This is a genomic window from Streptomyces sp. NPDC048057 (genome assembly GCF_040653095.1).
Taxonomy (GTDB): Bacteria; Actinomycetota; Actinomycetes; order Streptomycetales; family Streptomycetaceae; genus Streptomyces.
In genome coordinates this window covers 70113-96444 of record NZ_JBEZNF010000004.1, presented here as the reverse complement: position 1 = coordinate 96444, position 26332 = coordinate 70113, and the positions used below count along the sequence as shown (strand labels likewise).

Annotated in this window: 22 protein-coding genes, 4 tRNA genes and 1 other RNA gene; 16 read left to right on the top strand and 11 right to left on the bottom strand. The window is 72.5% G+C overall.

The window, feature by feature from the left end:
- Window positions 1-53: 53 nt before the first annotated feature.
- A tRNA-Ser gene (locus AB0E05_RS05770) sits at window positions 54-141 on the bottom strand.
- A 72-nt stretch (window positions 142-213) separates the two neighbouring features.
- Between AB0E05_RS05770 and ffs the strand changes: the two genes are divergently transcribed.
- From ffs to AB0E05_RS05740, 6 genes are all read left to right on the top strand, one after another.
- An RNA gene (gene ffs / locus AB0E05_RS05765) (signal recognition particle sRNA small type) lies at window positions 214-312 on the top strand.
- Window positions 313-375: 63 nt separating this feature from the next.
- A complete protein-coding gene (locus AB0E05_RS05760; protein ID WP_361959334.1) occupies window positions 376-2625 on the top strand; it encodes a DNA polymerase III subunit gamma and tau in 2250 nt (749 codons plus the stop codon).
- A 60-nt stretch (window positions 2626-2685) separates the two neighbouring features.
- Window positions 2686-3939 (top strand): phosphoribosylamine--glycine ligase, encoded by a 1254-nt coding sequence (gene purD / locus AB0E05_RS05755; protein WP_361959331.1) that lies wholly within the window; start codon window positions 2686-2688, stop codon window positions 3937-3939.
- A gap of 314 nt (window positions 3940-4253) precedes the next feature.
- Window positions 4254-5936, top strand: coding sequence for a hypothetical protein (locus AB0E05_RS05750; RefSeq protein WP_361959328.1), 1683 nt, complete (start codon window positions 4254-4256; stop codon window positions 5934-5936).
- A 409-nt stretch (window positions 5937-6345) separates the two neighbouring features.
- The gene (locus AB0E05_RS05745) at window positions 6346-7809 is read left to right on the top strand and encodes a N,N-dimethylformamidase beta subunit family domain-containing protein (RefSeq protein ID WP_361959880.1); all 1464 of its coding nucleotides are present in this window, start codon (window positions 6346-6348) and stop codon (window positions 7807-7809) included.
- Window positions 7810-7884: 75 nt separating this feature from the next.
- Window positions 7885-8805 (top strand): phosphoribosylaminoimidazolesuccinocarboxamide synthase, encoded by a 921-nt coding sequence (locus AB0E05_RS05740; RefSeq protein ID WP_361959325.1) that lies wholly within the window; start codon window positions 7885-7887, stop codon window positions 8803-8805.
- A gap of 64 nt (window positions 8806-8869) precedes the next feature.
- Here AB0E05_RS05740 and AB0E05_RS05735 read toward each other — a convergent pair.
- From AB0E05_RS05735 to AB0E05_RS05700, 8 genes are all read right to left on the bottom strand, one after another.
- Window positions 8870-8942 (bottom strand) — tRNA-Gly (locus tag AB0E05_RS05735).
- A 22-nt stretch (window positions 8943-8964) separates the two neighbouring features.
- A complete protein-coding gene (locus AB0E05_RS05730) occupies window positions 8965-9573 on the bottom strand; it encodes a response regulator transcription factor (protein WP_361959322.1) in 609 nt (202 codons plus the stop codon).
- Window positions 9570-10976, bottom strand: coding sequence for a histidine kinase (locus AB0E05_RS05725; RefSeq protein WP_361959877.1), 1407 nt, complete (start codon window positions 10974-10976; stop codon window positions 9570-9572). The genes AB0E05_RS05730 and AB0E05_RS05725 overlap by 4 nt, the downstream gene beginning before the upstream one ends.
- Window positions 10977-11032: 56 nt before the next feature.
- A complete protein-coding gene (locus AB0E05_RS05720) occupies window positions 11033-11860 on the bottom strand; it encodes an ABC transporter permease (protein WP_361959319.1) in 828 nt (275 codons plus the stop codon).
- A gap of 1 nt (window position 11861) precedes the next feature.
- Window positions 11862-12779, bottom strand: coding sequence for an ABC transporter ATP-binding protein (locus tag AB0E05_RS05715; RefSeq protein ID WP_361959316.1), 918 nt, complete (start codon window positions 12777-12779; stop codon window positions 11862-11864).
- A gap of 186 nt (window positions 12780-12965) precedes the next feature.
- A tRNA-Gly gene (locus tag AB0E05_RS05710) sits at window positions 12966-13038 on the bottom strand.
- Window positions 13039-13115: 77 nt separating this feature from the next.
- Window positions 13116-13187, bottom strand: a tRNA-Gly gene (locus AB0E05_RS05705).
- 175 nt (window positions 13188-13362) lie between these two features.
- A complete protein-coding gene (locus tag AB0E05_RS05700) occupies window positions 13363-13701 on the bottom strand; it encodes an Lsr2 family protein (protein ID WP_361959313.1) in 339 nt (112 codons plus the stop codon).
- Between the two features lie 350 nt (window positions 13702-14051).
- Here AB0E05_RS05700 and purS point away from each other — a divergent pair, with 350 nt between their 5' ends.
- The 9 genes from purS to purM all read left to right on the top strand — a co-directional run bounded on the left by purS (window position 14052) and on the right by purM (window position 23355).
- Window positions 14052-14300 (top strand): phosphoribosylformylglycinamidine synthase subunit PurS, encoded by a 249-nt coding sequence (gene purS, locus AB0E05_RS05695; RefSeq protein ID WP_006348228.1) that lies wholly within the window; start codon window positions 14052-14054, stop codon window positions 14298-14300.
- The gene (gene purQ / locus AB0E05_RS05690) at window positions 14297-14980 is read left to right on the top strand and encodes a phosphoribosylformylglycinamidine synthase subunit PurQ (RefSeq protein WP_361959310.1); all 684 of its coding nucleotides are present in this window, start codon (window positions 14297-14299) and stop codon (window positions 14978-14980) included. The genes purS and purQ overlap by 4 nt, the downstream gene beginning before the upstream one ends.
- Window positions 14977-17232 (top strand): phosphoribosylformylglycinamidine synthase subunit PurL, encoded by a 2256-nt coding sequence (purL, locus tag AB0E05_RS05685; protein WP_361959307.1) that lies wholly within the window; start codon window positions 14977-14979, stop codon window positions 17230-17232. Before purQ ends, purL begins: the two co-directional genes overlap by 4 nt.
- A gap of 141 nt (window positions 17233-17373) precedes the next feature.
- Complete coding sequence (locus AB0E05_RS05680) at window positions 17374-17907, top strand: helix-turn-helix domain-containing protein (protein WP_361959304.1); 534 nt, start codon at window positions 17374-17376, stop codon at window positions 17905-17907.
- 40 nt (window positions 17908-17947) lie between these two features.
- On the top strand, window positions 17948-18817 hold the full coding sequence (locus AB0E05_RS05675; protein ID WP_361959301.1) for a M23 family metallopeptidase: 870 nt from the start codon (window positions 17948-17950) through the stop codon (window positions 18815-18817).
- A gap of 9 nt (window positions 18818-18826) precedes the next feature.
- The gene (locus AB0E05_RS05670) at window positions 18827-19630 is read left to right on the top strand and encodes a sterol carrier family protein (RefSeq protein WP_361959298.1); all 804 of its coding nucleotides are present in this window, start codon (window positions 18827-18829) and stop codon (window positions 19628-19630) included.
- A gap of 121 nt (window positions 19631-19751) precedes the next feature.
- Window positions 19752-20588 carry an META domain-containing protein gene (locus AB0E05_RS05665; RefSeq protein WP_361959296.1) on the top strand — a complete coding sequence of 279 codons (837 nt, stop codon included), beginning with the start codon at window positions 19752-19754 and terminating at the stop codon, window positions 20586-20588.
- 99 nt (window positions 20589-20687) lie between these two features.
- Window positions 20688-22205: an amidophosphoribosyltransferase gene (gene purF, locus AB0E05_RS05660; protein WP_361959293.1), complete on the top strand. Its 1518-nt coding sequence runs from the start codon at window positions 20688-20690 to the stop codon at window positions 22203-22205.
- A 79-nt stretch (window positions 22206-22284) separates the two neighbouring features.
- Window positions 22285-23355 carry a phosphoribosylformylglycinamidine cyclo-ligase gene (gene purM / locus AB0E05_RS05655; protein WP_361959290.1) on the top strand — a complete coding sequence of 357 codons (1071 nt, stop codon included), beginning with the start codon at window positions 22285-22287 and terminating at the stop codon, window positions 23353-23355.
- Window positions 23356-23550: 195 nt separating this feature from the next.
- Here purM and AB0E05_RS05650 read toward each other — a convergent pair whose 3' ends face one another.
- Together AB0E05_RS05650 and AB0E05_RS05645 are read right to left on the bottom strand one after the other, a co-directional pair.
- Window positions 23551-23805 (bottom strand): DUF3073 domain-containing protein, encoded by a 255-nt coding sequence (locus AB0E05_RS05650; RefSeq protein WP_361959287.1) that lies wholly within the window; start codon window positions 23803-23805, stop codon window positions 23551-23553.
- A gap of 292 nt (window positions 23806-24097) precedes the next feature.
- A complete protein-coding gene (locus AB0E05_RS05645) occupies window positions 24098-25198 on the bottom strand; it encodes a Glu/Leu/Phe/Val dehydrogenase dimerization domain-containing protein (RefSeq protein ID WP_361959285.1) in 1101 nt (366 codons plus the stop codon).
- A 166-nt stretch (window positions 25199-25364) separates the two neighbouring features.
- Here AB0E05_RS05645 and AB0E05_RS05640 point away from each other — a divergent pair, with 166 nt between their 5' ends.
- The gene (locus AB0E05_RS05640; RefSeq protein ID WP_361959282.1) at window positions 25365-26210 is read left to right on the top strand and encodes a hypothetical protein; all 846 of its coding nucleotides are present in this window, start codon (window positions 25365-25367) and stop codon (window positions 26208-26210) included.
- Window positions 26211-26332 lie beyond the last annotated feature (122 nt).

Sequence of the window (26332 nt, the reverse complement as noted above, 5' to 3'; positions counted from 1 at the left end):
CGAAGGGCCCCACCTTGCGGTGGGGCCCTTCGACATCGTGCCCGGTGAGGCACTGGCGGAGGATACGAGATTCGAACTCGTGAGGGGTTGCCCCCAACACGCTTTCCAAGCGTGCGCCCTAGGCCACTAGGCGAATCCTCCGCGGCAAACAATACAAGACGTTGAGGAGTGCTAGCGAACTCGTTCCCACCCCCGTTCATCAGGTACCCTGTGCGGAGCCCCTCACGTGGCGCTATCTGACTGAACTCCCCCAGGGCCGGAAGGCAGCAAGGGTAGGTCGGCTCTGGCGGGTGCGTGGGGGGCGCTTGCGTTGTGGGGGTGGGTGGGGGAGCGGGTGGGGGACGGTTGTCGGTGGGGGCCGATAACCTCGTAGGTGTGTCGTCCCTTGCGTTGTACCGCCGTTACCGCCCGGAGTCGTTCGCCGAGGTCATCGGGCAGGAGCATGTCACCGACCCGTTGCAGCAGGCCCTGCGGAACAACCGGGTCAATCACGCGTACCTGTTCAGCGGTCCGCGCGGGTGCGGCAAGACGACGAGTGCGCGCATCCTGGCGCGCTGTCTGAACTGTGAGCAGGGGCCGACGCCCACGCCGTGCGGCGAGTGTCAGTCGTGTCGGGACCTGGCTCGCAACGGGCCGGGGTCGATCGACGTCATCGAGATCGACGCCGCGTCGCACGGTGGTGTGGACGACGCGCGTGACCTGCGGGAGAAGGCGTTCTTCGGGCCGGCGAGCAGTCGGTACAAGATCTACATCATCGACGAGGCGCACATGGTCACCCCGCAGGGCTTCAACGCCCTGCTGAAGGTGGTCGAGGAGCCTCCGGAGCATCTGAAGTTCATCTTCGCGACCACCGAGCCGGAGAAGGTCATCGGGACGATCCGGTCGCGCACGCACCACTACCCCTTCCGACTGGTGCCGCCCGGGACTCTGCGGGACTACCTGGCCGAGGTGTGCGGGCGGGAGGCGATCCCCGTGGCGGACGGGGTGCTTCCGCTGGTGGTGCGGGCGGGAGCGGGGTCCGTGCGGGACTCCATGTCCGTGATGGACCAGCTGTTGGCCGGTGCCACCGAGGAAGGTGTGACGTACGCCATGGCCACCGGCCTGCTCGGGTACACCGACGGGTCGCTGCTGGACGCGGTCGTGGACGCCTTCGCCGCCGGGGACGGCGCCGCGGCGTTCGAGGTCGTGGACCGGGTCATCGAGGGCGGCAACGACCCCCGGCGGTTCGTTGCCGACCTGCTGGAGCGGCTGCGGGACCTGGTGATCCTGGCCGCCGTGCCGGACGCGGCGGAGAAGGGGCTGATCGACGCCCCCGCCGATGTGATCGAGCGCATGCAGGCGCAGGCGTCCGTCTTCGGCGCGGCCGAGCTGAGCCGCGCCGCCGACCTCGTCAATGCCGGGCTGACCGAGATGCGGGGGGCGACCTCGCCGCGGTTGCAGCTGGAGCTGATCTGCGCGCGGGTGCTGCTGCCCGCCGCCTTCGACGACGAGCGGTCGCTCCAGGCCCGGCTGGACCGGCTGGAACGGGGTGCCGCCGCGGTCGCGTTCTCCGGGCCGCCGGCCGGGAGCCCGCCCGTGGGGTACGTGCCCGGGGCCGAGGCCGCTCCGCACATGCCCGGGCCGGACGGGCCCGTCGTACGGGAACCGGCGCAGTCGATGCAGCAGGTGCCGCCCGCGCAGCCGGCCGTACAGACGCCCCCGGCAGCACCAGCAGCCCCCCAAGCACCCGCAGCACCCGCAACCCCACCCGCACAGCGGCCCGGCGCCTGGCCCACCGGCGGGGGCGACGGCGGGCGGCGGCCGGGCGGCTGGCCCACCGCGACCGCGCCCGGTGCCGGCGCCCGGCCCGCAGCCGCGCCCGCCGCCGCCCCGTCCGCTCCGGCCGGGCCCCCGCAGCCCGACCAGGCCGCGCCGACCGCCCAGGCGCCCGCGCCCGGCATGGCCCAGGGCGCCGTCCAGGTGCGGAACATGTGGCCCGACATCCTGGAGGCCGTGAAGAACCGCCGTCGCTTCACCTGGATCCTGCTCAGCCAGAACGCCCAGGTGGCGGGGTTCGACGGCACCACCCTCCAGATCGGCTTCCTGAACGCCGGCGCCCGGGACAACTTCGCCAGCAGCGGCAGCGAGGACGTCCTGCGCCAGGCCCTCGCCGAGCAGTTCAACGTGCAGTGGAAGATCGAGGCGATCGTCGACCCCACGGGCGGTGCCGGCGGCCCCGGCAGCGGTGGCTACGGCGGCGGCAGCCCCGGAAACGGCGGCTTCGGCGGCGGTCGACCGCCCCAGGCCCAGCCCCCGGCCCCCGCCGCCCGCCCCGCCGCGCCCGCCCCCGCCCCGCCGCCGCCGTCTTCCGCGCCCACCGCCCCGCCCTCCGGGCCGGGCACCGCCGCCGGACCCCAGGACTCCTCCGCCCCGCCGAGACCGGCCGGCGGCTCCAGCCCGGCCCAAGGCCCGGGCCCGTCGCAGCCGTCCGCCCCGCCGGCGTACTCGGGGCCGCCCCCGGTCCGCCCGGAAGACGACATTCCGGAGGACGACGACCCCGACCTCGTCGACTCCGCGCTCTCCGGCCACGACCTGATCGTCCGCGAGCTGGGCGCCACGGTCCTGGAGGAATACACCAACGAGTAGCGCGGGGGCTTTCAGAGGCCCGTACAGGCACTTCGCCCCGCGGCGGTTAGGCTGGCGCCCGTGAAGGTCCTCGTCATCGGCGGCGGCGCCCGCGAACACGCCCTGTGCCGCTCACTCTCCCTCGACCCCGACGTCTCCGCTGTGCACTGCGCGCCCGGCAATGCGGGCATCGGCGAGATCGCCGAACTGCACCCGGTGGACGCGCTGGACGGCGCGGCCGTCGCCCGCCTCGCCATCGACCTCGCGGCCGACCTGGTCGTCGTCGGCCCGGAGGCCCCGCTGGTCGCCGGTGTCGCGGACGCCGTGCGCGCGGCCGGCGTCCCCTGCTTCGGGCCGTCCCGGGAGGCGGCGCAGCTGGAGGGCTCCAAGGCGTTCGCCAAGGACGTGATGGCGGCGGCCGGAGTGCCGACGGCCCGTGCTTACGTCTGTACGAGCCCGCAGGAGGTCGACGAGGCGCTGGACGCCTTCGGCGCTCCGTACGTCGTCAAGGACGACGGCCTCGCCGCGGGTAAGGGAGTCGTGGTCACCCACGACCTCGCCGCCGCGCGCGAGCACGCCCTCGCCTGTGAGCGCGTCGTCATCGAGGAGTACCTGGACGGCCCCGAGGTCTCCCTCTTCGCCATCACGGACGGCGAGACCGTGGTGCCGCTCACCCCGGCGCAGGACTTCAAGCGCGCCCTCGACGGCGACGAGGGCCCCAACACCGGCGGCATGGGCGCGTACTCCCCGCTGCCCTGGGCGGACCCCAAGCTGGTCGACGAGGTCATGACCACGGTCCTCCAGCCGACCGTGGACGAGCTGCGCCGCCGCGGCACGCCCTTCTCCGGACTGCTGTACGCGGGCCTGGCGATCACCTCGCGCGGCGTGCGCGTCATCGAGTTCAACGCGCGCTTCGGCGACCCGGAGACCCAGGTCGTCCTGGCCCGGCTGCGCACCCCGCTGGCGGGCGTGCTGCTGCACGCCGCCCGGGGCACCCTGGACGACGAGCCGCCGCTGCGCTGGCACGAGGACTCCGCCGTGACCGTCGTCGTCGCCTCCCACAACTACCCGGGCACGCCCCGCACCGGCGACCCCATCGAGGGGCTGGCCGAGGTCGCGGCGCAGGATGCGCCCCATGCGTACGTCCTGCACGCCGGGACCAAGCGCGACGGCGACGCCGTGGTGAGCGCGGGCGGGCGGGTGCTGTCGATCACCGCCACCGGCAAGGACCTGGAGCAGGCGCGGGAGCGCGCGTACGCCGCGGTGGGCCGCATCCGGCTGGACGGCTCCCACCACCGCACGGACATCGCCCGCAAGGCGGCCGAGGAGCAGTAACCCCACCGTTCCCGAACGTGCCCGGGCGCAAGCGTGCGCCCGGGCACGTTTGCGTGCGCAGGCCGCCGGAGAACGGCTTGTTCACACCACCTACACACGGAACTCACGGCACCCCCTCACTCGTCATCACCTTTAGCCAAAGCCATTCCATCGAGTGACGCTGAGCCATCCGGATGACGGTCGCCGGCGCCCCAACTAGGGTGCGGCGCATGCGTTCCGGCACTTGGCCCACCGGCATTGCGATGTGGGCGGCGGGTGCCACAGTGGGGGAGTGCAGACAGTCCGTCGCAGGGCAGAGGGGGTGAGGACCGGCCGTGTCCAGTACCGGAGTGGGTGAGTCTCTTGGCGCGCAGGCCGCGCACGCACGGGCGCTGGCCGTGCTGCGGGTCCGCGGTCGGGCCGTCGCCGCCGCCGTGCTGCCCGCGGCGTTCGCCGTCGTGCTGTTCGCCGGGGACGCCACCGGCCACATGCGCGGCGCCGGCTGGGACGTCGCCCGTACGGTCGTGTTGGTCCTCGCCGTCGTCGTCGCGGTCCTCGCCGGCGCCGTCGCCGCGGTGATCGCCCGCGCACGCCCCGCGCTCAGCCCCACGGTCGAGCTCGCCGAGCGCGCCGCCCCCGATCTGTACCGGCTGGTCAGGGAGCTCGCCGAGCGCCTCGACGTGCCCGCGCCGTCCGCACTCGCGCTCACCCCCGACTGCGACAGCTGGCTGGAGGACCGCACCCACCGCGGGCTCCGCCCCGGGCCGCGCGGCGTCCCAGAGGCGCCCGTGCTGGTCATCGGGTCCCCGTTCCTGTGGTGGATGCGGGTCGCCGAGCTGCGGGCGCTGCTGGCGCCCGTGGTGGCCGGCACCGTCTCCGCCGCCCAGCCCGACATAGCCGCGGCCCGTCGGTTCGTACGGGGGCTGGACGCGGCGCTCGCCGTCGCGGCCGGGCCCCCGCCCGGGCTCATACGCCCGCTGGGGCCCCTGGCCCCGCTGCGCCGGCTCGCGCTCGGCTTCGTCGGCCGGGTCGCCGGGCTGCTGCTGCACGGCTGCCGCGGGCACGCGGTGGAGATGGAGCGCGGCGTCGCCGCCGCCGCGTCCGAGCGCGCCCAGGCCGTCGACTACGGCCTGCGGATCGTCGCCCAGGAGCAGGTCGGCCTCGCGTACGCGGGCTGGGACCGGCTGCTGACCCGGGTCGCGCTGCCCGCCTGGCGGATGGGGCGCTGGCCCTCCCGGCTGGACGCGGGCGTCGTCTCGGCCCTCACCGAACTGTCCCGCCGCGACCGCCTCGCCGAGGGCTTCGCCTCCAGGCTGGGCGAGCGGCCCGCCTGCGACCTGCTGGAAGAGCCCGGCGCCGTCGACGAGGCCGCGTCCCTGCTGGCCGCCCGCCTCTTCCACGGCGGCCCCGCGTCACCCGGTCCGGACTGGTCCCCGGTCGACTGGCGGGCGTACCCGGACGAGGTCGTGGACCGCAAGTGGCGTACGGAAGCGGCCCGGCTCCATCGCGTACTGGACGACCTCGCCGGCGTCCCGCCCCTCAGGCCCGCCGGCCCGGGCGGCACGGCCGACGGGCCCACCCTCGACCGGGTCATGGGACACCTCACCGGCTGCCGTCCCGAGGCCGCCGACACCCTCGCGGCCGGGCTCAGCGCCGACGTCGCCCGGGCCGAGGCCCGCGTGGAGGCGCGCACCGAGCAGGCGGCTGCCGCCCGCGGCGGCGGGGACGGCTGGGGGCCGGAGGCCCTGCCCCTGTTCCCGCTCCAGCCCCCGCGCACCGGCCGTGACCTGCTCGCCGACCACGTCACGGCGATGGTCTGCTGCGCCGCCGTCGACACCGCGGGGGCCAACCCCGGCCTCGACTGGCTGGACGGGCCGGTGCTCCTGCTGGACGGGGAGCGCTGCGCCGACCTCGGCCCGCGGGTGCTCGCGCTCACGGAGGACGGCGATCCGGGGCCGCTGCGCGACTGGCTCACGCGGGTGGGCATCCGTACGGAGAAGCCGGTACGGCTCGTCTGACCGCGCCCCGCAGGCCCGGCCCGTACCACCCCGCACGCCTGTCGTGCGTCGCTCACCACCCCGCGTGCACCGGATCGCCTCCGCGCGCCCGCGCCCCTGGCCAAAAAGGCGCCGTCCTCTTCCCCTGGAAACCCTGACAAAACCCCCGTGCACCGGCGCGTCCGGGCCGTCATTCGCGACGAAGGGTGACGGGGTGAGCGCGTTATGTGATGTGCTGGGCCCCGGCGTCGATCGGGCGCCGCGGACCCGCCGGCGGTCCGACCGGCCCACAGGGAACCACGGCCCGACCGGGCCGCCCGGAACCGCCGAAAAACCTGAGCTGACCAGGCAGGATCGCCGCCCGCCGGACCGAAATCCGGTTCCCTGCGGGCAATCCGTGCGCGACAAGACGAAGAGGGGCGCGACGATGATGGGGGCTGGTGCGGAACGGATTCGCCGCTGGGAGTCGGGCGCCCTCGCGCACGCCGTGTCGGACCCCTTCGGTCAGGGCCCCCTCCCCTGGCTGCGCAGCAGCGAGCAGTACATCGACGACACCGGCCAGGCCGTGCCCTGGTACGCGGACCCCGACCGCGGACGCAGCGCCCGCGCCCCCCGCACCGCGGACGACGTGCACCGCCAGATCAAGGGCTTCGCCTCCACCGGCGCGGTCGCCCCCGGCGAGGCGATCGACTTCCACGTCACGGTCGACCCGCCCCAGCAGTTCCTCGTCGACGTGTACCGGATCGGGCACTACGCCGGCCACGGCGCGACCAAGGTCACCACCAGCCCCCGGCTGTCCGGCATCGCCCAACTGCCCCCGCTGATCGCCGGCCGCACGGTCTCCTGCCACCACTGGTGGCTCTCCTGGCGCCTCCAGGTCCCCTCCTACTGGTCGGTGGGCGCGTACGTCGCCGTCCTGACCACCGCCGACGGCTACCGCTCCCACATCCCCTTCACCGTCCGCGACGACCGCCCCGCCGACCTGCTGCTCCTGCTGCCCGACATCACCTGGCAGGCGTACAACCTCTACCCGGAGGACGGCCACACCGGCGCTAGCCTCTACCACGCCTGGGACGACCACGGCCGGCTCCTCGGCGAGCGGGACGCCGCGATCACGGTCTCCTTCGACCGCCCCTTCGCGGGCGCTGGCCTGCCGCTGCACGTCGGCCACGCGTACGACTTCATCCGCTGGGCCGAGCGGTACGGCTACGACCTCGCCTACGCCGACACCCGCGACCTGCACGCCGGCCGCGTCGACCCGGGCCGCTACCGGGGCCTGGTCTTCCCCGGCCACGACGAGTACTGGTCCGTCCCCATGCGCCGCACCGCGGAGGCCGCCCGCGACCAGGGCACCTCCCTCGTCTTCCTCTCCGCCAACACCCTGTACTGGCAGGTCGAGCTGGGTCCGTCGCCCTCGGGGGTGGCGAACCGCCTGCTGACCTGCCGCAAGCGCCGCGGCCCCGGCAAGTCCGCGCTGTGGCGTGACGTCGAGCGGGCGGAGCAGCAACTGCTCGGCATCCAGTACGCGGGCCGGGTCCCCGATCCGCACCCGATGGTCGTGCGCAACGCGGACCACTGGCTGTGGGAGGCGACCGGCGCCGGCGAGGGCGACGAGCTGCCGGGGCTGGTCGCGGGCGAGGCCGACCGCTACTTCCCGCGCGTCCCGCTCCCCGAGCACCAGCGCCGCATCCTGCTCGCGCACTCCCCCTACCGCGACGCCGACGGCGCCGGACGCCACCAGGAGACCTCGCTGTACCGGGCGCCGTCCGACGCGCTGGTCTTCGCGTCCGGCACCTTCGCCTGGTCACCGGCGCTGGACCGGCCCGGCCACGTGGACCCCCGGATCCAGCGCGCCACCGCCAACCTCCTCGACCGCATCTGCAAGCGCGACTGAGAGCGCGACGGAGAGCGCCCGGGCGGCGGCTGCGAGAATCGGTCGTACGCACGTCGGAAACCACGAGGAGCAACCGTGTCCGGATTCGTCGAAAAGCCCGAGGCGCCGCAGGTGCCGGGGCTGATCCATCTCCACACCGGCAAGGTGCGGGAGCTGTACCGGAACGAAGCGGGCGACCTCGTCATGGTCGCCACCGACCGCATCTCCGCGTACGACTGGGTGCTGCCGACGGAGATCCCCGACAAGGGACGGGTCCTCACCCAGCTCTCGCTGTGGTGGTTCGACCGCCTCCAGGACCTCGTGCCGAACCACGTGCTGAGCACCGAACTGCCGCCCGGCGCGCCCGTCGACTGGGCCGGCCGGACCCTGATCTGCAAGTCGCTGCGGATGGTGCCCGTGGAGGCCGTCGCCCGCGGTTACCTCACCGGCTCCGGACTGGCCGAGTACGAGCAGACGCGCACGGTCTGCGGGCTCGCGCTGCCCGAGGGGCTGACGGACGGCTCCGAGCTGCCCGCGCCGATCTTCACCCCCGCCACCAAGGCCGCGGTCGGCGACCACGACGAGAACGTCAGCTACGAGGAGGTCGCCCGGCAGGTCGGCGCGGAGACCGCGGCGCTGCTGCGGCAGACCACGCTCGCGGTGTACGGCCGCGCCCGGGACATCGCGCGGGAGCGGGGCATCATCCTCGCCGACACGAAGTTCGAGTTCGGCCACGCCGCCGACACCACCGCCGACGAGCCCGGCCCGCTGATCCTCGCGGACGAGGTGCTGACCCCCGACTCGTCCCGCTTCTGGCCGGCCGACCAGTGGCAGCCGGGCCGCGCCCAGCCCTCGTACGACAAGCAGTACGTCCGCGACTGGCTCACCTCCCCGGCGTCCGGCTGGGACCGCCGCAGTGAGCTGCCCCCGCCGCCGCTGCCGCCGGAGGTCGTCGAGGCGACCCGCGCGAAGTACCTGGAGGCGTACGAACTGCTGACCGGCACGACCTGGTCCTGACGCGCCCGCCCGGGAACAGGCGAAAGGCCCCGGCTCTCATGAGAGAACCGGGGCCTTTCAGCTGAGCGGACGACCAGGTTCGAACTGGCGACCTCAACCTTGGCAAGGTTGCGCTCTACCAACTGAGCTACGTCCGCGTGCGCCGTTGCGCGCAGCCCACTATACCCAACCGCGCTCCCGAGCGAGACGGGCCGCCGCGTGCCGGTTCTCCGCGCCCAGCTTCGTCGCGGCGGAGGAGAGGTAGTTCCGCACGGTCCCCTGCGACAGCGCGGCCCGCCGGGCGATCTCCGCGACGGGCGCTCCGTCCCCCGCCAGCTCCAGCACTTCGGCCTCCCGGGCGGTCAGCGGGGAGTCCCCGGCGGAGATCGCGTCGGCGGCCAACTCCGGGTCCACGTAACGGTTTCCGGCGTGCACGGTACGGATGACCTCCGCGAGCCGCTGCGCACTGACGGTCTTCGGCACGAAGGCCCGCACCCCGGCGGTCAGGGCCCGCTTGAGGTGCCCCGGCAGCCCGTGACTGGTGACGATCATGGTCCGGCACTCCGGCAGTTCGGTGCGCAGGGATGTGGCGACACTCACACCGTCCGCCCCGGGCATCTGAAGATCCAACACGGCGACGTCCGGCCGGTGCGCCAGCGCCATCGCCAGCGCCTCGGTTCCCGAAGCGGCCTCGGCGACGACCTCCAGATCGTCCTCCAACGCGAGCAACGCGGCGAGCGCCCCCCTGATCAGATGCTCGTCATCCGCAAGCAACACCCGCACGGTCATGCGACCCCCTCCCCACCTTCAGCCCCGCCGCCCACGTATTCGTCGGCCCCGCCGGCGATTGAGGCGCCAGGGCGGCCAAAGCCGACCTCGCCGACGGAGGCACGGGGTGAGCAAAATTCAGCCCCGCCGGCGATTGAGGCGTGGGGGCTCGGGGGCAAGGCCCCCGACGAGGGCCCGCCGTCCACGGGCAACGGCGAGACGGAGCCCCCCGCACAAGAGACCCGCGCCGTCACCCGAAACCTCCCCCCTCGCACCGCACCCGCCGCCAACTCCCCGCCCACCGCCGCCAACCGCTCCCGCAGCCCCGCCAACCCCGACCCGTCCCCGCCCTTCCGCAGCGCCGGCGCGTCCGCGCGGTCGTTCTCGACGACCAGGACGACCGCGTCGTCCCGCACCCCCACGGAGATCGTGCAGCGCTGCGCGTCCCCGTGCCGCAGCACGTTCGTCGTGGCCTCGCGCACCACCCACCCCAGCGCCGAACGCACCTCGGCCGACAGCCGGTCCACCCCGTCGGCGACGACGGTGCAGGTGATGCCCGCGGCGTCGAGCACCGACCGCGCGCCGTCCAGTTCCACGCTCAGGTCCGCCTCGCGGTAGCCGCGCACCACCTCGCGGACCTCGCGCTGGGAGTCCTGCGCGATCCGCTGCACCTCGACCATCTGGTCGACCGCCTCCGCGCGCCCGCGCCGCGCGAGCTGGACGGCCAGCTCCGACTTGAGCGCCACGACGGCGAGGTTGCGGCCCAGCACGTCGTGCAGATCCCGCCCGAACCGCAGCCGCTCCTCCGCGACCGCGAGCCGGGCCTGCACGTCGCGTGCCTCCCGCAGCTCCCACATGATCTTCAGGGTCCACGTCGTGGCGCACGCCGTGAAGGCCATCCACAGGGTGAGGAAGCCGACGAAGCTCATGATCCCGATGAGCTGGGGGCGGGTGTGGCCCATGGCCAGCAGCGTCGCCCACACCCCGGTCAGCACGGTGAACTGGATCGCGAGGGTGGTCCTGAGCGGTACGAGGAGGCTGTGCGCGGCGAGGAAGGGGGCCAGCGCCAGGCCGATCAGATACGCCACGGCCGTGCTGGTCTCGGCCGGATCGCCGGCGTCGGCCAGCGACAGCGCCAGGGCCAGCGCCACCGCGGTGACCGCCACGCCCGACCACAGCAGCGACCGGCTGACCGTGCCCCGCCCGAGGTAGGCGTCCATGGCGCGACGGCTCAGCCGGTGGACGACGAGCCCCAGCGCGATCCCGACCACCGGCCCGGCCAGCGCGAGGCGATGCTCGCGCACCGGCCCGACGAGCGTGGGGAGCACGTAGCCGACGACCATGCTCCACTGGACGAAGTAGACGGTGCCGCGGCAGTAGATGTTCACCTTGGCGAGCCCGGTGCGCCCGCTCCAGCCCTTCATCCGCACGGCACCCTCCTCGTGTCCGGCCCGGCTCGGCGACTTGCGTCCCCACCGGCTCAGCGACGCGGCTCCCAGCGGAACCACCGCTGCACAGCAAACACCGACACGACGATCCATGCCAAAGCGGTCACCGCGGCGCCCACCAGGTCCTTGGCGTCCCCTCCGCCGGTCCAGCCGCTGCGCACCAGCGTCATCACTCCGGTCAGCGGCAGCAGTTCGCACACGGACGCGACCTTCTCGGGCAGCAGCTCCAGCGGCACGAACAGGCCGGAGCCCAGGAGGGACACCGTCAGCAGCGGCAGCGTGGTGAGCTGGGCGCTCTCCACGGTCCTGGTGCCCACCGACACGACCGCCGCCAGCGCGACCATCAGCACCAGCCCCAGCACGATGCCCGCCACCACCAGGTCCGGTCGTTCGGGCGCGCTCACGTCGAACGCGACCAGCGACACCGCGGCGATCAGCACGCACTGCGCCACCGCGAGCGCGCCGGCCGGCAGCGCGGTGCCGACCAGGATCTCCCGGTCGGAGACCTCGCCCGTGCGCAGCCGCTTGAGGACCAGCTCCTCGCGCCTGGCCACGTACGCGGAGACCAGGTTGGCGTGCACCACGAAGAGGAGCACGAAACCGATGCCGGCGGTGACCGAGGCTTCGGCCACGCTCATCGCGGTCTTCTCGTAGTCCAGCTGCTTGGACCAGCCCTGCACCGCCGCGACCATCATCACGGGCATCAGCAGCGCCACGAAGAGCATGGCCCGGTTCCGTACGAGCAGCGTCAGCTCGGCCCGGCCGAGCGCCGTCAACCGGCCGGCGGTGGTGCTGCGGGCGGTGGACTCCGCCGCTCCGGCGCCCCGGCCCGTGCGCGTCGCATCCGTCGTCGTCGCCATGTCACACACCCGCCGTTTCCGTCTGCGCGATCTCAAGGAACGCCTCTTCGAGCGAGGCGGCGCGGGCGTCGAGCCCTTCCAGCCGTACGTTCGACTCCCGGGCCCACGCGAGCAGCACCTCCAGGGACTCCTGGAGTTCGTGGGTGCGGATCTCCACCCGGCGCCCGTCGGCCCCGGCCGTCAGCGAGAGCGGCAGCCGCCCCGCCGGTACGTGCGGGGGCAGGGTGAAGCGGATCCGGGCCGGCCGCGCCGCGGTCACCTCGGCGGGGGTGCCGGCGGTGACGACCACCCCCCGGTGCATGATCGCCAGCCGGTCGGCCAGTTCCTCGGCCTCCTCCAGGTAGTGCGTGGTGAGCAGCACGGTGGTGCCGGTGTCGCGCAGCGCCCGCACCAGGTCCCAGGTGTCGCGCCGGCCCTCCGGGTCGAGACCGGTGGTCGGCTCGTCGAGGAAGAGGACCTCGGGCCGGCCGATCAGCGCCAGCGCCAGGTCGAGCCGTCGCCGCTCGCCGCCGGAGAGCTGCTTGACCCGCACCCGGGTCCGCGCGCCGAGCCCGACGAGGTCGAGCGCCTCGGCCACCGGACGGGCGCCGCTGGTGCACCCGGCCCACATGCGGGCGGTCTCGCCGACCGTCAGATCGGAGGGGAAGCCGCCCTCCTGGAGCATCACGCCGATCCGGGGGCGGACCGCGGAGCGCTCCCGGTAGGGGTCGTGGCCGAGGACGCGCACGGATCCGGCGGAGGGGGCGGCGAGCCCCTCGAAGAGTTCGACGGTGGACGTCTTGCCCGCGCCGTTGGTCCCGAGCAGCGCGAAGATCTCGCCGCGCGCCACGGAGAAGGAGATGCCACGGACGGCCTCGAAGCCGCCGGCGTAGCTGCGGCGCAGGTCCTCCGCTGCGATCACGTACTGGTCTGTGGTCATGTCCCAAGGCTTCCGCGGCCCCGGGCCGGCGGGCAGTGCGCGCTGTCACCGGCCCCGATGACAAATGTCATCGCCGGTCCGACACGAGAGACGGGAGTCGACACGAGGCGCGACACGAGAGGCGACACGAGCCAATGCAGGACACACGAAGAAGGCCCTGGTCTTCGACCAGGGCCTTCTTTACCGAGCGGACGACGAGATTCGAACTCGCGACCCTCACCTTGGCAAGGTGATGCTCTACCAACTGAGCCACGTCCGCATTGCTACCGATGGGCTTTCACCTGCGGTGCGAACACCACTGTACCTGATCCACTGAGCTGATCGGTGAGTGATGAGAGCGGGTGACAGGAATCGCACACTGCGCCTTCCCCCTGGAAGGGGGATGTTCTACTACTGAACTACACCCGCACGCTGCTGAGGTGGGCCTTTCGGCCTTGCCCCTCGGCGTGCTCCAGACTTTAGCCGATGATCTGGGGGGTCGTGCAACTCCGGCTCCGCCGAGGGCCGTCCGAGCCGTCGCGCTCGCCGCGGTGCGGCGGCGCGCGATCCCCGCGGACTCACCCGCCCGCGGGGCGCGCCGTGCTCAACTCGCCTTGCGGAACGCCTCGTACACCGCCTTGGGAATCCGCCCGCGCGCCGGCACGTCCATCTTGTTGGACTGGGCCCAGGCGCGCACGGCGGCGGGTGCGGGCTCCAGCGAGGTGTGCTTGTACGCGGTGCGGGCGAGCCGGGGGCGCTTCCCGGCGGCGGACTGCTTGCGGCCCGCGGCCAGGTACGGCGCCAGTGCGCTGCGCAGTTTCTTTGCGTTGGCCGTATTGAGGTCGATCTCGTATGACTTCCCGTCCAGACCGAACTTAACCGTTTCCGCCGCTTCTCCGCCGTCGATGTCGTCGAAGAGTGCGACCACTACTCGCTGAGCCACGGATATCGGTCCTTTCCCGCGGTATCACCCGGCCCATAGGGCGCGGAACGCCAGCCGCCGGTTCCGTCACCGGCGCCGGTGGTGGTGATGCCGACTTTTCGGCAATGAGGGTTACGTATTCCTTTGTACAGCGGCGAGCGGCCCATTGTGAAGCCCACGCAATTATCCGCGCGTCCCGTGATGCGGGCGGACGTGGTCCCGGCAAAGACGTCCGGGATATTCTCCCGGATTTTCGACGTCTGACGCCTTCTGTGTTCCCTGTTGCGCAGATGAGATATCTACGCGGGTAGATTTTCTGGCCGGGTACGCTGAGGGAACCGCCTTCGCACCACATCACCCCGGGAGTGCCCGTGGCACGCGTCGTAGTCGACGTCATGCTCAAGCCCGAGATCCTCGACCCGCAGGGACAGGCGGTGCAGCGTGCACTGCCCCGCCTCGGATTCGACGGCATCGCGGACGTACGTCAGGGAAAGCGTTTCGAGTTGGAGGTCGAGGGGCCGGTCGACGACGCCGCCCTCGCCCGTATCCACGAGATGGCCGAGACCTTCCTCGCCAACACCGTCATCGAGGACTTCGTTGTAAAGGTAGACGAGTCGTGACAACTCGTATCGGAGTCGTCACTTTCCCCGGCACGCTCGACGACCGGGACAGCCTTCGGGCGGTGCGCCTCGCCGGCGCCGAGCCCGTGTCGCTGTGGCACCGTGACAAAGATCTCCACCAGGTGGACGCCGTCGTCCTCGCCGGTGGCTTCTCGTACGGCGACTATCTGCGCGCCGGCGCCATTTCCCGGTTCTCCCCGGTGATGGAAACGATCATCGACCAGGCCCGGGCCGGCATGCCGGTGCTCGGCATCTGCAACGGCTTCCAGATCCTCACCGAGTCGCATCTGCTGCCGGGCGCCATGCTCCGCAACAACCACCTGCACTTCGTCTGCCGCGACCAGAAGCTGCGGGTGGAGAACGCCGGCACGGCCTGGACCTCCGACTACGTCGAGGGCCAGGAGATCTCCGTACCCCTGAAGAACATCGACGGACGGTACGTCGCCGACGAGCGGGTGCTGGACGAACTGGAGGCGGAGGGCCGGGTGGCCTTCCGCTACCTCGACACCAATCCGAACGGCTCGCTGCGGGACATCGCGGGAATCACCAACGCCGCGGGCAACGTGGTCGGTCTGATGCCGCACCCCGAGCACGCCGTGGAACCCCTGATCGGCACCGGCCGCACCGACGGCCTCCCGTTCTTCACGTCGGTCATCAAGAAGCTGGTGGTCACCCAGTGAGCAAGAACCTCGACACGGTCAAGCACGCCGAGGGGACGCCCGAAGCCGAGCAGCCCTGGGCCGAGCTGGGCCTCAAGGAGGACGAGTACGCCCGGATCCGCGAGATCCTGGGCCGCCGGCCGACCGGCGCCGAGCTGGCGATGTACTCGGTCATGTGGTCCGAGCACTGCTCGTACAAGTCCAGCAAGGTGCACCTGAAGCAGTTCGGCGAGAAGGCGCCCGAGAACGATGCCATGCTCGTCGGCATCGGCGAGAACGCGGGCGTCGTCGACGTCGGCCAGGGGTACGCGGTGACCTTCAAGGTCGAGTCGCACAACCACCCCTCGTACATCGAGCCCTACCAGGGCGCGGCCACCGGCGTCGGCGGCATCGTCCGCGACATCCTCGCCATGGGCGCCCGCCCGGTCGCCGTCGTCGACCCGCTGCGCTTCGGCGCCGCGGACCACCCCGACACCCGTCGGGTGCTGCCCGGCGTGGTCGCCGGCATCGGCGGCTACGGCAACTGCCTGGGCCTGCCGAACATCGGCGGCGAGGTCGTCTTCGACCCCTGCTACCAGGGCAACCCCCTGGTGAACGCCGGCTGCATCGGCGTGATGAAGCACGAGGACATCCACCTCGCCAAGGCGTCAGGACCGGGCAACAAGGTCATCCTCTACGGCGCCCGCACCGGCGGCGACGGCATCGGCGGCGTCTCCGTGCTCGCCTCGGAGACTTTCGAGGACACCGGCCCGGCCAAGCGCCCCGCCGTCCAGGTCGGCGACCCCTTCCAGGAGAAGCTGCTCATCGAGTGCACCCTGGAGATCTTCGCGGAGAAGCTGGTCGCGGGCATCCAGGACCTCGGCGGCGCCGGGCTGTCCTGCGCCACCAGCGAGCTGGCCAGCGCCGGCTCCGGCGGCATGCGCGTCGAGCTGGACTCCGTGCCGCTGCGCGACGCGACCCTCTCGCCCGAGGAGATCCTCATGAGCGAGTCGCAGGAGCGCATGTGCGCGATCGTCGAGCCCGACAAGGTCGACCGCTTCCTGGAGATCTGCGAGAAGTGGGACGTCATCGCCACCGTGATCGGTGAGGTGACCGAGGGCGAGCGGCTGGAGATCTTCTGGCACGGCGAGCAGATCGTCGACGTGCCGCCGCGCACGGTCGCCCACGAGGGCCCGGTCTACCACCGCCCGTACGCCCGTCCCGAGTGGCAGGACGCGCTCCAGGCCGACGACGCCGGCGCGCTGCCCCGCCCGAAGACCGGCGACGAGCTGCGCGAGCAGGTCCTGAAGCTGGTGGCCTCGCCGAACCAGGCGTCGAAGGCGTGGATCACGGACCAGTACGACCGCTTCGTGCAGGGCAACACGGTCCTCGCCCAGCCCGAGGACGCGGGCGTGGTCCGGATCGACGAGGAGACCAACCTCGGCGTCGCCCTGGCGACCGACGGCAACGGCCGGTACGCCAAGCTCGACCCGTACGCGGGCGCACAGCTCGCGCTGGCGGAGGCGTACCGCAACGTCGCCGCCACCGGCGCCAAGCCGCTCGCGGTCTCCGACTGCCTGAACTTCGGCTCGCCCGAGGACCAGGGCGTGATGTGGCAGTTCGCGGAGGCCACCCGCGGTCTCGCCGACGCCTGTCTGCACCTGGGCACCCCGGTCACCGGCGGGAACGTCTCCCTCTACAACCAGACGGGGGAGACGGCGATCCACCCGACGCCGGTCGTCGCCGTCCTCGGCGTGATCGACGACGTCAACCGGCGCACCCCGATGGCGTTCGCCGAGGAGGGGCAGCTGCTGTACCTCCTCGGGGAGACGAAGGAGGAGTTCGGCGGCTCGGCCTGGTCGCAGGTCGTCCACGACCACCTCGGCGGGCTGCCGCCGGCCGTGGACCTGGACCGGGAGCGGCTGCTGGCCGAGATCCTGATCTCCGCCTCCCGCGACGGCATGGTCGACGCGGCGCACGACCTGTCCGACGGCGGTCTGGTGCAGGCGGTCGTGGAGTCCTGCCTGCGCGGCGGCAAGGGCGCGCGGCTGGTCGTCCCGGACGGCCTGGACGCCTTCACGTTCCTGTTCAGCGAGTCGGCCGGGCGCGCGGTGGTCTCGGTGCCGCGGAGCGAGGAGCTGCGCTTCACCGACATGTGCGGTGCGCGCGGGCTGCCCGTGACGCGGATCGGCGTGGTCGACGGCGACGCGGTCGACGTCCAGGGCGAGTTCACGCTGCCGCTGGCCGAACTGCGCACGGCGCACGAGGAGACCATCCCCGGTCTGCTGGTGTGACCCCGGTGTGATCGCCGCCGCGTTCTGAGCGGTTTCCGGGCCCCTGTCCGCACTCGGTGCGGGCAGGGGCCCGTCGCTTTGTCCGACTTCTCCGACCAGCCGTTCGCGATAAATTACGTAACTACGTAGATTGGGCTCACGATGGATCTGGAACAGCGGGTGACCGAGCTGGAACGTCGGCTGGACGCCCTGGACGCCGAGCGGTCGGCCGGCGTCCCGTCAGCACCTGACGGGACGCCGCCCACCGGCGAGTTCGACGAGCGACTGTGGGCCCTCCAGGGCCTCAAGCGGCAGATGTCCGGGCTCGACGGGGAGGAGGACGGGGCGGTGGTCTTCGCCGGGGCCGTACGCCTGCCCACGGGCGAGCGCTACGAGTGGCAGTGGGGCGAACGGACGCCGACGCTGCTCGCCGCGCACTGGGCCGACGCGGCCGACGCCTTCGCCGCGCTCGGGCACCCGGTGCGGCTGCGGCTGCTGCGCGAGGTGCTCGGCGGACGCCGCACCGTGGCGGAGCTGGCCGAGCTGGAAGGGCTCGGCACCACCGGCCAGATCTATCACCACCTGCGCCAGCTCACCGCCGCCGGCTGGCTGCACACCGCCGTCCGCGGGCAGTACGCGGTGCCGCCGGTGCGGGTCGTCCCGCTGCTGGTGGCCCTCACGACGGCGCGACCGTAGAGCAGAGACCGACCCAGGCGACACCAGGGGGAGCGACACCATGAGGTTGTCCGTACGCATGCGCAAGGCACTGGCGATGGCCAGCAGGGTCTGCTGGCCCGTCTTCTTCTCCTTGGTGGTCCTCGGCCTCGTCTTCGACTTCCCCTTCTGGGCCGTGGTGGGGCCGGGGCTGCTGATCGTCGCCCTGGACCTGCTCCGCACGTACGGGGCGGCCGTCGAGCGCCGCGCCGCGCCGTCCCCCGACCCGATCGAGGTCGAGGCGCCGTTCGCCGGCCGCTGGCTGGCGCACAACAGCCCGGCCGACAAGGTCCCGAGCCACGGCACGCACGTGTACGGCCAGACGTACGCCATCGACGTCATCGCCGAACCGGAGGGCAGCCCCGAGCGGCCCCCGTTCTCGCCGCTGTGGCCCCCGGCCCGCAAGCCGAGCGCGTATCCGAGCTTCGGGGTCCCGCTGTACGCGGTCGCCGACGCCACCGTGGTGCACGCCTCCGACGGCCAGCGCGACCACCTGAGCCGCACCTCGTGGCCGATGCTCGTCTACTTGATGACGCTGGAGGGCTTCCTGCGGATGCTCGGCGGCCACGCGACCGTCTTCGGCAACCGCGTCGTGCTGGACCTCGGCGACGGTACGCACGCGGCGTACGCCCACCTCAAGCGGGGCTCCCTGCGGGTGCGGGCGGGCGACCGGGTCACGGCCGGCCAGCAGATCGCCGCGTGCGGCAACTCCGGCAACTCCTCCGAGCCGCACCTGCACTTCCAGCTGACGGACGGGCCCGACCTGGAGATCGCGCGGGGCCTCCCCTTCCGGTGGCGGGGCCTGGAGACGCCCGCGGCCGGCGAACACGTCACGCACCCGGCCCGTACCGCCGAGCCCGCGCCGACCTCCTCGACGCCGGACAGCGCTTAGTCTCTGCCCATGCCACCGGCCAAGAAGCGCACCCGCAGCTACGACCCAGCGAAGACCCGAGCCGCGGTGCTCGCCCAGTTCGACCACGTGCGCACGGCCGTCGCCGCCCTCACCCCGGAGCAGTTGGCCCTGCCCACCCGGCTCGGGGGCTGGACCGTGCGCGAGCTGGTCGTACATCTCGCGAGGGTGGCGACCAGCGTGGTCCGCAGCGCCGACGCGCCCCCGCCGACCGGGCCCGAGCTGGCCCTGGAGCGCTGGCCCTCCGCCGCCCGCGCCCACGCGCAGGCCGATGAGGACGCCCGCGACCCGGCCGCGCAGGGCCCCCTCGACGCGCTGTACGCCCGTACCGCCGACGACCTCGCCCGGACCCTCGCGGCGACGCCCGACGACCGGGCGGTCACCACCCCCGTCGGCGCCCTGCGCTTCGCCGACCTCCTCGTCACCCGCACCGTCGAGCTGATCGTGCACACCGACGACCTGAACGACGCGCTCGCCGCGGGGGGCGACGCCGGGCCCGTGCCGTACGACCGGGGGGCCCTCGCCGCCAGCACCCGCCTGCTGCTCGACGCGCTCGCCGTGGCGGCGCCCGGGGGCTCCGTGGAGGTGCGCGTCCCGCCGTTCGCGGTCGTCCAGTGCGTCAAGGGCCCCCGGCACACCCGCGGCACCCCGCCGAACGTCGTGGAGACCGCCCCGCTGACCTGGCTCCGGCTCGCCACCGGGCGCACCTCCTGGGCCGACGCCGTCGAGGGGGCCGAGGTCAGCGCCAGCGGCGAGCGCGCCGACCTCTCCGCGCTGCTGCCGCTGCTCGGCTGAGCCGTACGGGCAGCGGGACCCGGGTCGTACGGCCCTGGGGAAGGCCGATGGCGGCGGAAAGCCCATGGCAGCTCCATGAAAATGACGGGAACCGGTCAAGCTCCTCCGTCGTCCCAGGGGCATGCGAAGGCTGCTGCTCATCCCCGCGACCGTCCTCACGCTCCTCACCCTCGCCGCGTGCGGCAAGGACGGCACCGGCGGCCCCGGAGACTCCGGGGCACCGGGACAGCCCGACGAGGTGACCATCCAGGGCGTGCGCTGGAGCGTCGACAGCGTCACCGTCGACGGCACCACCATCCCCGCCCCCGACAGCGCGAACGTCTTCCTCCGCAAACACGACCGGCTGGAGGGGAACTACGGCTGCAACAGCTTCGGCGCCGACGTGGAGCTGAAGGGCGACGTCCTCGTCATGAAGGGCTCCGAGTCCACCGCGATGGGCTGCGCCGCCGACGTCTCGCGGTTCGAGGCGGCGATGCAGTCGACCCTCGCCGGCCGGGTGTCGATCGAGATGTCCGCCGACCGCAAGACGGCCACGCTCACCCAGAACGCCACCGGGGCGAAGAAGGGCGGCACCCTGGTGCTCAGCCGTGACGCCGGCGCGTCCAAGATCATCCCGTTCACCGGCACCACCTGGACGGTGAACGCCCTGGTCACCGGGGAGACCGCGGCCTCCCTGCCGGCCGGCACCGAAGGCATCGCCCAGCTGGTCTTCACCAGGGACGGCACGGTCCGCGGCAAGCTCGGCTGCAACAGCTTCACCGCCTCGATGAAGAGGTCCAGGGGGACGATCAACATCGGGCCGCTGGCCAGCACCAAGATGCTGTGCGAGGGCGACCGGAACAAGGTCGAGCAGCACCTGCTGAAGGTCCTCACCGGCACGATCTCGTACGAGGTCAGGTCGCACGGACTGACCCTGCGCGGCCCCGCCGGCACCGGCCTGACCGCCGCCGCGCCGTGAGCCGCCCCGCAGGTGGTCGGAGCCGCTCTCCGGCCACCCGCGCACCCCGGGGCCATCCCCAATTCGGACCAGTGGTCGATCTCGCCTACACTCGGTGCCGTGCCACGTGGTGACGGTCGACTCAATCACGATCTGCTCCCCGGTGAGAAAGGCCCCCAGGACGCGTGTGGCGTCTTCGGGGTCTGGGCTCCCGGAGAAGAGGTCGCAAAGCTCACTTACTTCGGGCTCTACGCCCTCCAACATCGGGGCCAGGAATCCGCGGGCATCGCGGTGAGCAACGGCTCCCAGATCCTCGTCTTCAAGGACATGGGCCTCGTCTCCCAGGTCTTCGACGAGACCTCGCTTGGCTCCCTCAAGGGACACATCGCCGTCGGTCACGCCCGGTACTCGACGACCGGCGCCTCCGTCTGGGAGAACGCCCAGCCCACCTTCCGGGCCACGGCCAACGGCTCCATCGCCCTCGGCCACAACGGCAACCTGGTCAACACCGCCGAACTGGCGAAGCTCGTCGCCGAGCTGCCCCGCCAGGACGGGCGGGCGACCCAGGTCGCCGCCACCAACGACACCGACCTGGTGACCGCCCTGCTCGCGGGCCAGGTCGACGACGACGGCAAGCCGCTGTCGATCGAAGCCGCCGCCGCCCGGGTCCTCCCGGACGTCCAGGGCGCCTTCTCTCTCGTCTTCATGGACGAGGGCACCCTCTACGCGGCCCGCGACCCGCAGGGCATCCGCCCGCTGGTCCTCGGCCGCCTGGACCGGGGCTGGGTCGTCGCCAGCGAGTCCGCCGCCCTCGACATCTGCGGCGCCTCGTACGTGCGCGAGATCGAGCCGGGCGAGCTGATCGCCATCGACGAGAACGGCATCCGCACCTCCCGATTCGCGACTGCGAAGCCCAAGGGCTGTGTCTTCGAGTACGTGTACCTGGCCCGCCCGGACACCGACATCGCCGGCCGGAACGTCTATCTCTCCCGAGTGGAGATGGGCCGGAAACTGGCCAAAGAAGCACCGGCCGACGCGGACCTGGTGATAGCGACGCCGGAGTCCGGCACCCCCGCCGCCATCGGGTACGCCGAGGCCAGCGGCATCCCGTACGGCGCCGGGCTGGTCAAGAACGCCTACGTCGGCCGCACCTTCATCCAGCCCTCCCAGACCATCCGCCAGCTCGGCATCCGACTGAAGCTGAACCCCCTCAAGGAAGTCATCCGGGGCAAGCGCCTGGTCGTCGTGGACGACTCGATCGTCCGCGGCAACACCCAGCGCGCCCTGGTCAAGATGCTCCGCGAGGCCGGCGCCGCCGAGGTCCACATCCGGATCTCGTCCCCGCCGGTGAAGTGGCCCTGCTTCTTCGGCATCGACTTCGCCACCCGCGCGGAGCTGATCGCCAACGGCATGTCGATCGAGGAGATCGGCACCTCCCTGGGCGCGGACTCGCTCGCGTACATCTCCATCGACGGCATGATCGAGGCGACCACGATCGCCAAGCCGAACCTCTGCCGGGCCTGCTTCGACGGCGAGTACCCGATGGCGCTGCCCGACCCCGAGCTGCTCGGCAAGCAGCTCCTCGAAACCGAGCTCGCGGGCGGCGCCGACGCCGCCGACGCGCTCCGCCGTCCGTGACGACCGCGCAGAACGAGCCGACGCGCCGCCGTGCGGGACGCCCCGAGCAGACCGCGCCGATCAGAAAGTCCTTCCCGTCATGACCACTGAGTCCACCGGTGCCAGCTACGCGTCCGCGGGCGTCGACATCGAGGCCGGCGACCGCGCCGTCGAGCTGATGAAGGAGTGGGTCAAGAAGGCCCGCCGCCCCGAGGTCCTGGGCGGCATCGGCGGCTTCGCCGGGCTCTTCGACGCCTCCGCGCTCAAGCGGTACGAGCGCCCGCTGCTGGCGTCCGCCACGGACGGCGTCGGCACCAAGGTCGACCTCGCCCGCAAGCTGGGCGTGTACGACACCATCGGGCACGACCTGGTCGGCATGGTCGTGGACGACATCGTCGTGTGCGGCGCCGAGCCGCTGTTCATGACCGACTACATCTGCGTCGGCAAGGTCCACCCCGAGCGGGTCGCCGCGATCGTCAAGGGCATCGCCGAGGGCTGCGTCCTCGCCGGCTGCGCCCTCGTCGGCGGCGAGACCGCCGAGCACCCCGGACTGCTGGGCGAGGACGACTTCGACGTCGCCGGCGCCGGCACGGGCGTGGTGGAGGCCGACCAGGTGCTGGGCGCCGATCGCATCCGTAAGGGTGACGCGGTGATCGCCATGGCCTCCTCCGGCCTTCACTCCAACGGGTACTCACTGGTCCGGCACGTGCTGCTGGACCGCGCCGGCATGGCGCTCGAACAGCACGTGGACGAACTCGGCCGCACCCTCGGCGAGGAGCTGCTGGAGCCCACCAGGATCTACTCGCTGGACTGCCTGGCGCTGATCAGGACCGCCGAGACGCACGCCTTCAGCCACGTCACCGGCGGCGGCCTGGCGAACAACCTCGCCCGGGTCGTCCCGGACGGCCTGCACGCCGTCGTCGACCGCTCCACCTGGACCCCGCCCCCGGTCTTCGACCTCGTCGGCCGGGCCGGCCGGGTCGAGCGCCTGGAGCTGGAGAAGACCCTGAACATGGGCGTCGGCATGATCGCCGTCGTACCGCAGGAGTCGGTGGAAGCGGCACTGACCCTGCTCGCCGACCGCGGCGTGGACTCCTGGGTGGCGGGCGAGATCACCGACCGCGGCGACCGGACCACGGGCGCCGAACTCGTCGGCGACCACGCGGCCTGACGGCGCAGCGGGCGACGGGACGGCAGCGGGACCGGCGGTGAGCACGGTGGGCCGGGCAGTCGGGGCGGCGGTCGGCGACGGCCGCACCCGGGTCCGGCGGTCCTGGTCGGACAGCACAGAAACCCGGTCCGGGGGCTCACCCCGGGACCGGGTCGGTGATCGTCGTCAGTGCGACGTCAAAGGGTCAGGACGACGTCAAGCGCCGCGGCGCTGTTGCGACGCAGGGCCGGAGTCCTCGTCCTCGTCCCCGTCGTCGCTGTACAGATCCGCGTACCGCGCGTACGGGTCGTCTTCCTCATCGTCTTCGAACGGTTCCGCGTTCGGCGGCTGGCTCGAAGTCGATGCGCCCAGCTCATTGGCCAGTCGCGACAGGTCAGTGCTCGCGCCGCTGTTGTACTTCAGCTGGCGGGCGACCTTTGCTTGCTTGGCCTTGGCCCGGCCGCGCCCCATGGCTCGACCCCCTCGGTGACGGGGCTCGACGGCCCCAGAGTCTTGACACGCGTTCATGATCCGGAACGGACTCTCGTCGGAGAGATCCGGCCCGTAGGGCTTCAACGGTACCTGCTTCCGCGGCCATGCGGTACGCCGCCCGCATGACGTGCCACGTCACAGGACCTGCGAGGCGCCCCGTCCTCGCTGGTCACCTGCGATATTAACCTCTTCTTGGCCTGCGCCCCGCCTTCCGGGTGAGTCTCGTCCCACCGGAAGGCGGGTGATGCGCCACGGCCGGGCCCGGGCCCGGCTAGTTCTCGGCGGCCCGTCGGGCGTCCGACATGCGCTGCTCCGCGATCCGGTCGGCCGCGACGGCCGGCGGAACACCCTCGTCATTTGCACGTGCGAATATTGCCAGCGTGGTGTCGAAGATCCCGGCGGCCTTCGCCTTGCACCGGTCGAAGTCGAATCCGTGCAGCTCGTCGGCGACCTGGATGACGCCGCCGGAGTTCACCACGTAGTCCGGGGCGTACAGGATCCCGCGGTCCGCCAGGTCCTTCTCGACGCCGGGGTGGGCGAGCTGGTTGTTGGCCGCGCCGCACACCACGGCGGCGGTGAGCACGGGCACGGTGGCGTCGTCCAGCGCCCCGCCGAGCGCGCACGGCGCGTACACGTCCAGACCCTCGGTCCGGATCAGCGCGGCCGTGTCCGCGACGGCGGTCACTTCGGGATGGCGCTCCAGGACGCGACGTACGGAATCGGCCCGCACGTCCGTGATCACGACCTCCGCGCCGTCCTCCACGAGGTGGTTCACCAGGTGATGGCCCACCTTCCCGACGCCCGCGACGCCCACCCGGCGCCCGCGCAGCTCCGGGGTGCCCCACAGGTGCTGGGCGCTGGCGCGCATCCCTTGGAAGACGCCGTACGCGGTGAGCACGGAGGAGTCGCCGGCGCCGCCGTTCTCCGGGGAGCGGCCGGTGGCCCAGCGGGTGGCGCGGGCGACCACGTCCATGTCGGCGACGTACGTGCCGACGTCGCAGGCGGTGACGTAGCGCCCGCCGAGCGAGTCCACGAACCGCCCGTAGGCGAGCAGCAGCTCCTCGGACTTCGACGTCTGCGGGTCACCGATGATGACCGCCTTGCCACCGCCGTGGTCGAGGCCGGCCATGGCGTTCTTGTACGACATGCCCCGCGAGAGGTTCAGCGCGTCGGTGACGGCTTCCTCCTCCGAGGCGTACGGGTGGAAGCGGGTGCCGCCGAGGGCCGGGCCGAGGGCGGTCGAGTGGATGGCGATCACGGCCTTGAGGCCGGACGCGCGGTCCTGGCAGAGCACTACCTGCTCGTGGCCGCCCTGGTCCGATCGGAAGAGGGTGTGCAGCACATGAGCGGAGGAGCCGGTCAAGTCGGTCACTGTGGTGACTCCCGAGTACGAATGCGGCGGTGGACTTCCCGGGGGTGGGGGGAAGTCCCCCAGTGTGGGACGAGCGTAAGTCCTCGTCGGGCGAAGATCAGGCCCAGTGCCCAGGATCACCCGGCTGAGGGGTGCGCGGGGGCCGCCGCGTGGAAGGATTCCGGGTATGCCTGCGGTGTCCTCGATGATCGTTCCCTATGCGACCTACCTGCGGGTCTACGAGCCCCTGGCGGCCTTCCCGGAGCCGGAGCGGGCCCACTGGGCGCGCTACGCGGCCCGTGGCGGGACCCTGACCGCGCAGGACGAACTGCGCCGCTCCCTCGCGGACTTGCTGCCCACCCCGCCCGTCCCCGTGCCCGTGCACGAGAGCGGGGACGCCTTCGTCGTCGAGGTGGACGGCGTGGTGTGCGTCTGCCCCTGGCGCACCCGGCTGCGCGGCTGGCTGGCCCTGGAGGAGCTGGTGACGCAGCTGCCCGCGCCGCTGCTGGACGCGGTGCTGCCGCCGGTGGTCCGCGGGCAGGCCGCGGCGGACTGGGAGCGCTGGCGGATGCGGAACCCGGACGCCCGCCCGTGGATCAGGACGGCGGTCTGGCAGGTGCCGGTGCGCTGGTTCACGCTCTTCGCGGACGAGGAACGGGAGTACGAGCCGGCCGGCGGCGCCTCGGGCGAGCCCGTGCTGCGGTACCGCACGCCGATGGTGCAGGCGCGGCGGCGGATCGCCCGGGCGCTGAAGGCGCTGCGGGACTCCGAAGACGCGGGCCCGCTGACGTCGGGCCTGGTGGACGTGGGGAAGTGGCTGGAGGAGTTCCATCCGCGCTCGCTGGTGGAGTTGGACTACGGCGGCCTGGTGCACGCGGTGAGCGAGGCGCAGCTCGCCGACGACCACTCGGCGGCGGACGTGGCGGCGGGCATCGCGGCCCTGAGCTCCGGCGACGACGAGGGCGCGAGCGAGGCGTACGCCCGGCTCGTGGATCGCTGGCGGGCGGTCAAGGGACTCCAGTTCGCGAACTGAGCGATTTTGTGGATGATTGAAGCCTTTCCGAGACAGGCCCTAAGTCCCGATCCGGGCTTTTGCGCCAAGCGTGACGGAGTGCACTATCTGGGCCCTTGCGCCCAACGCCTACCCTCGTGTCA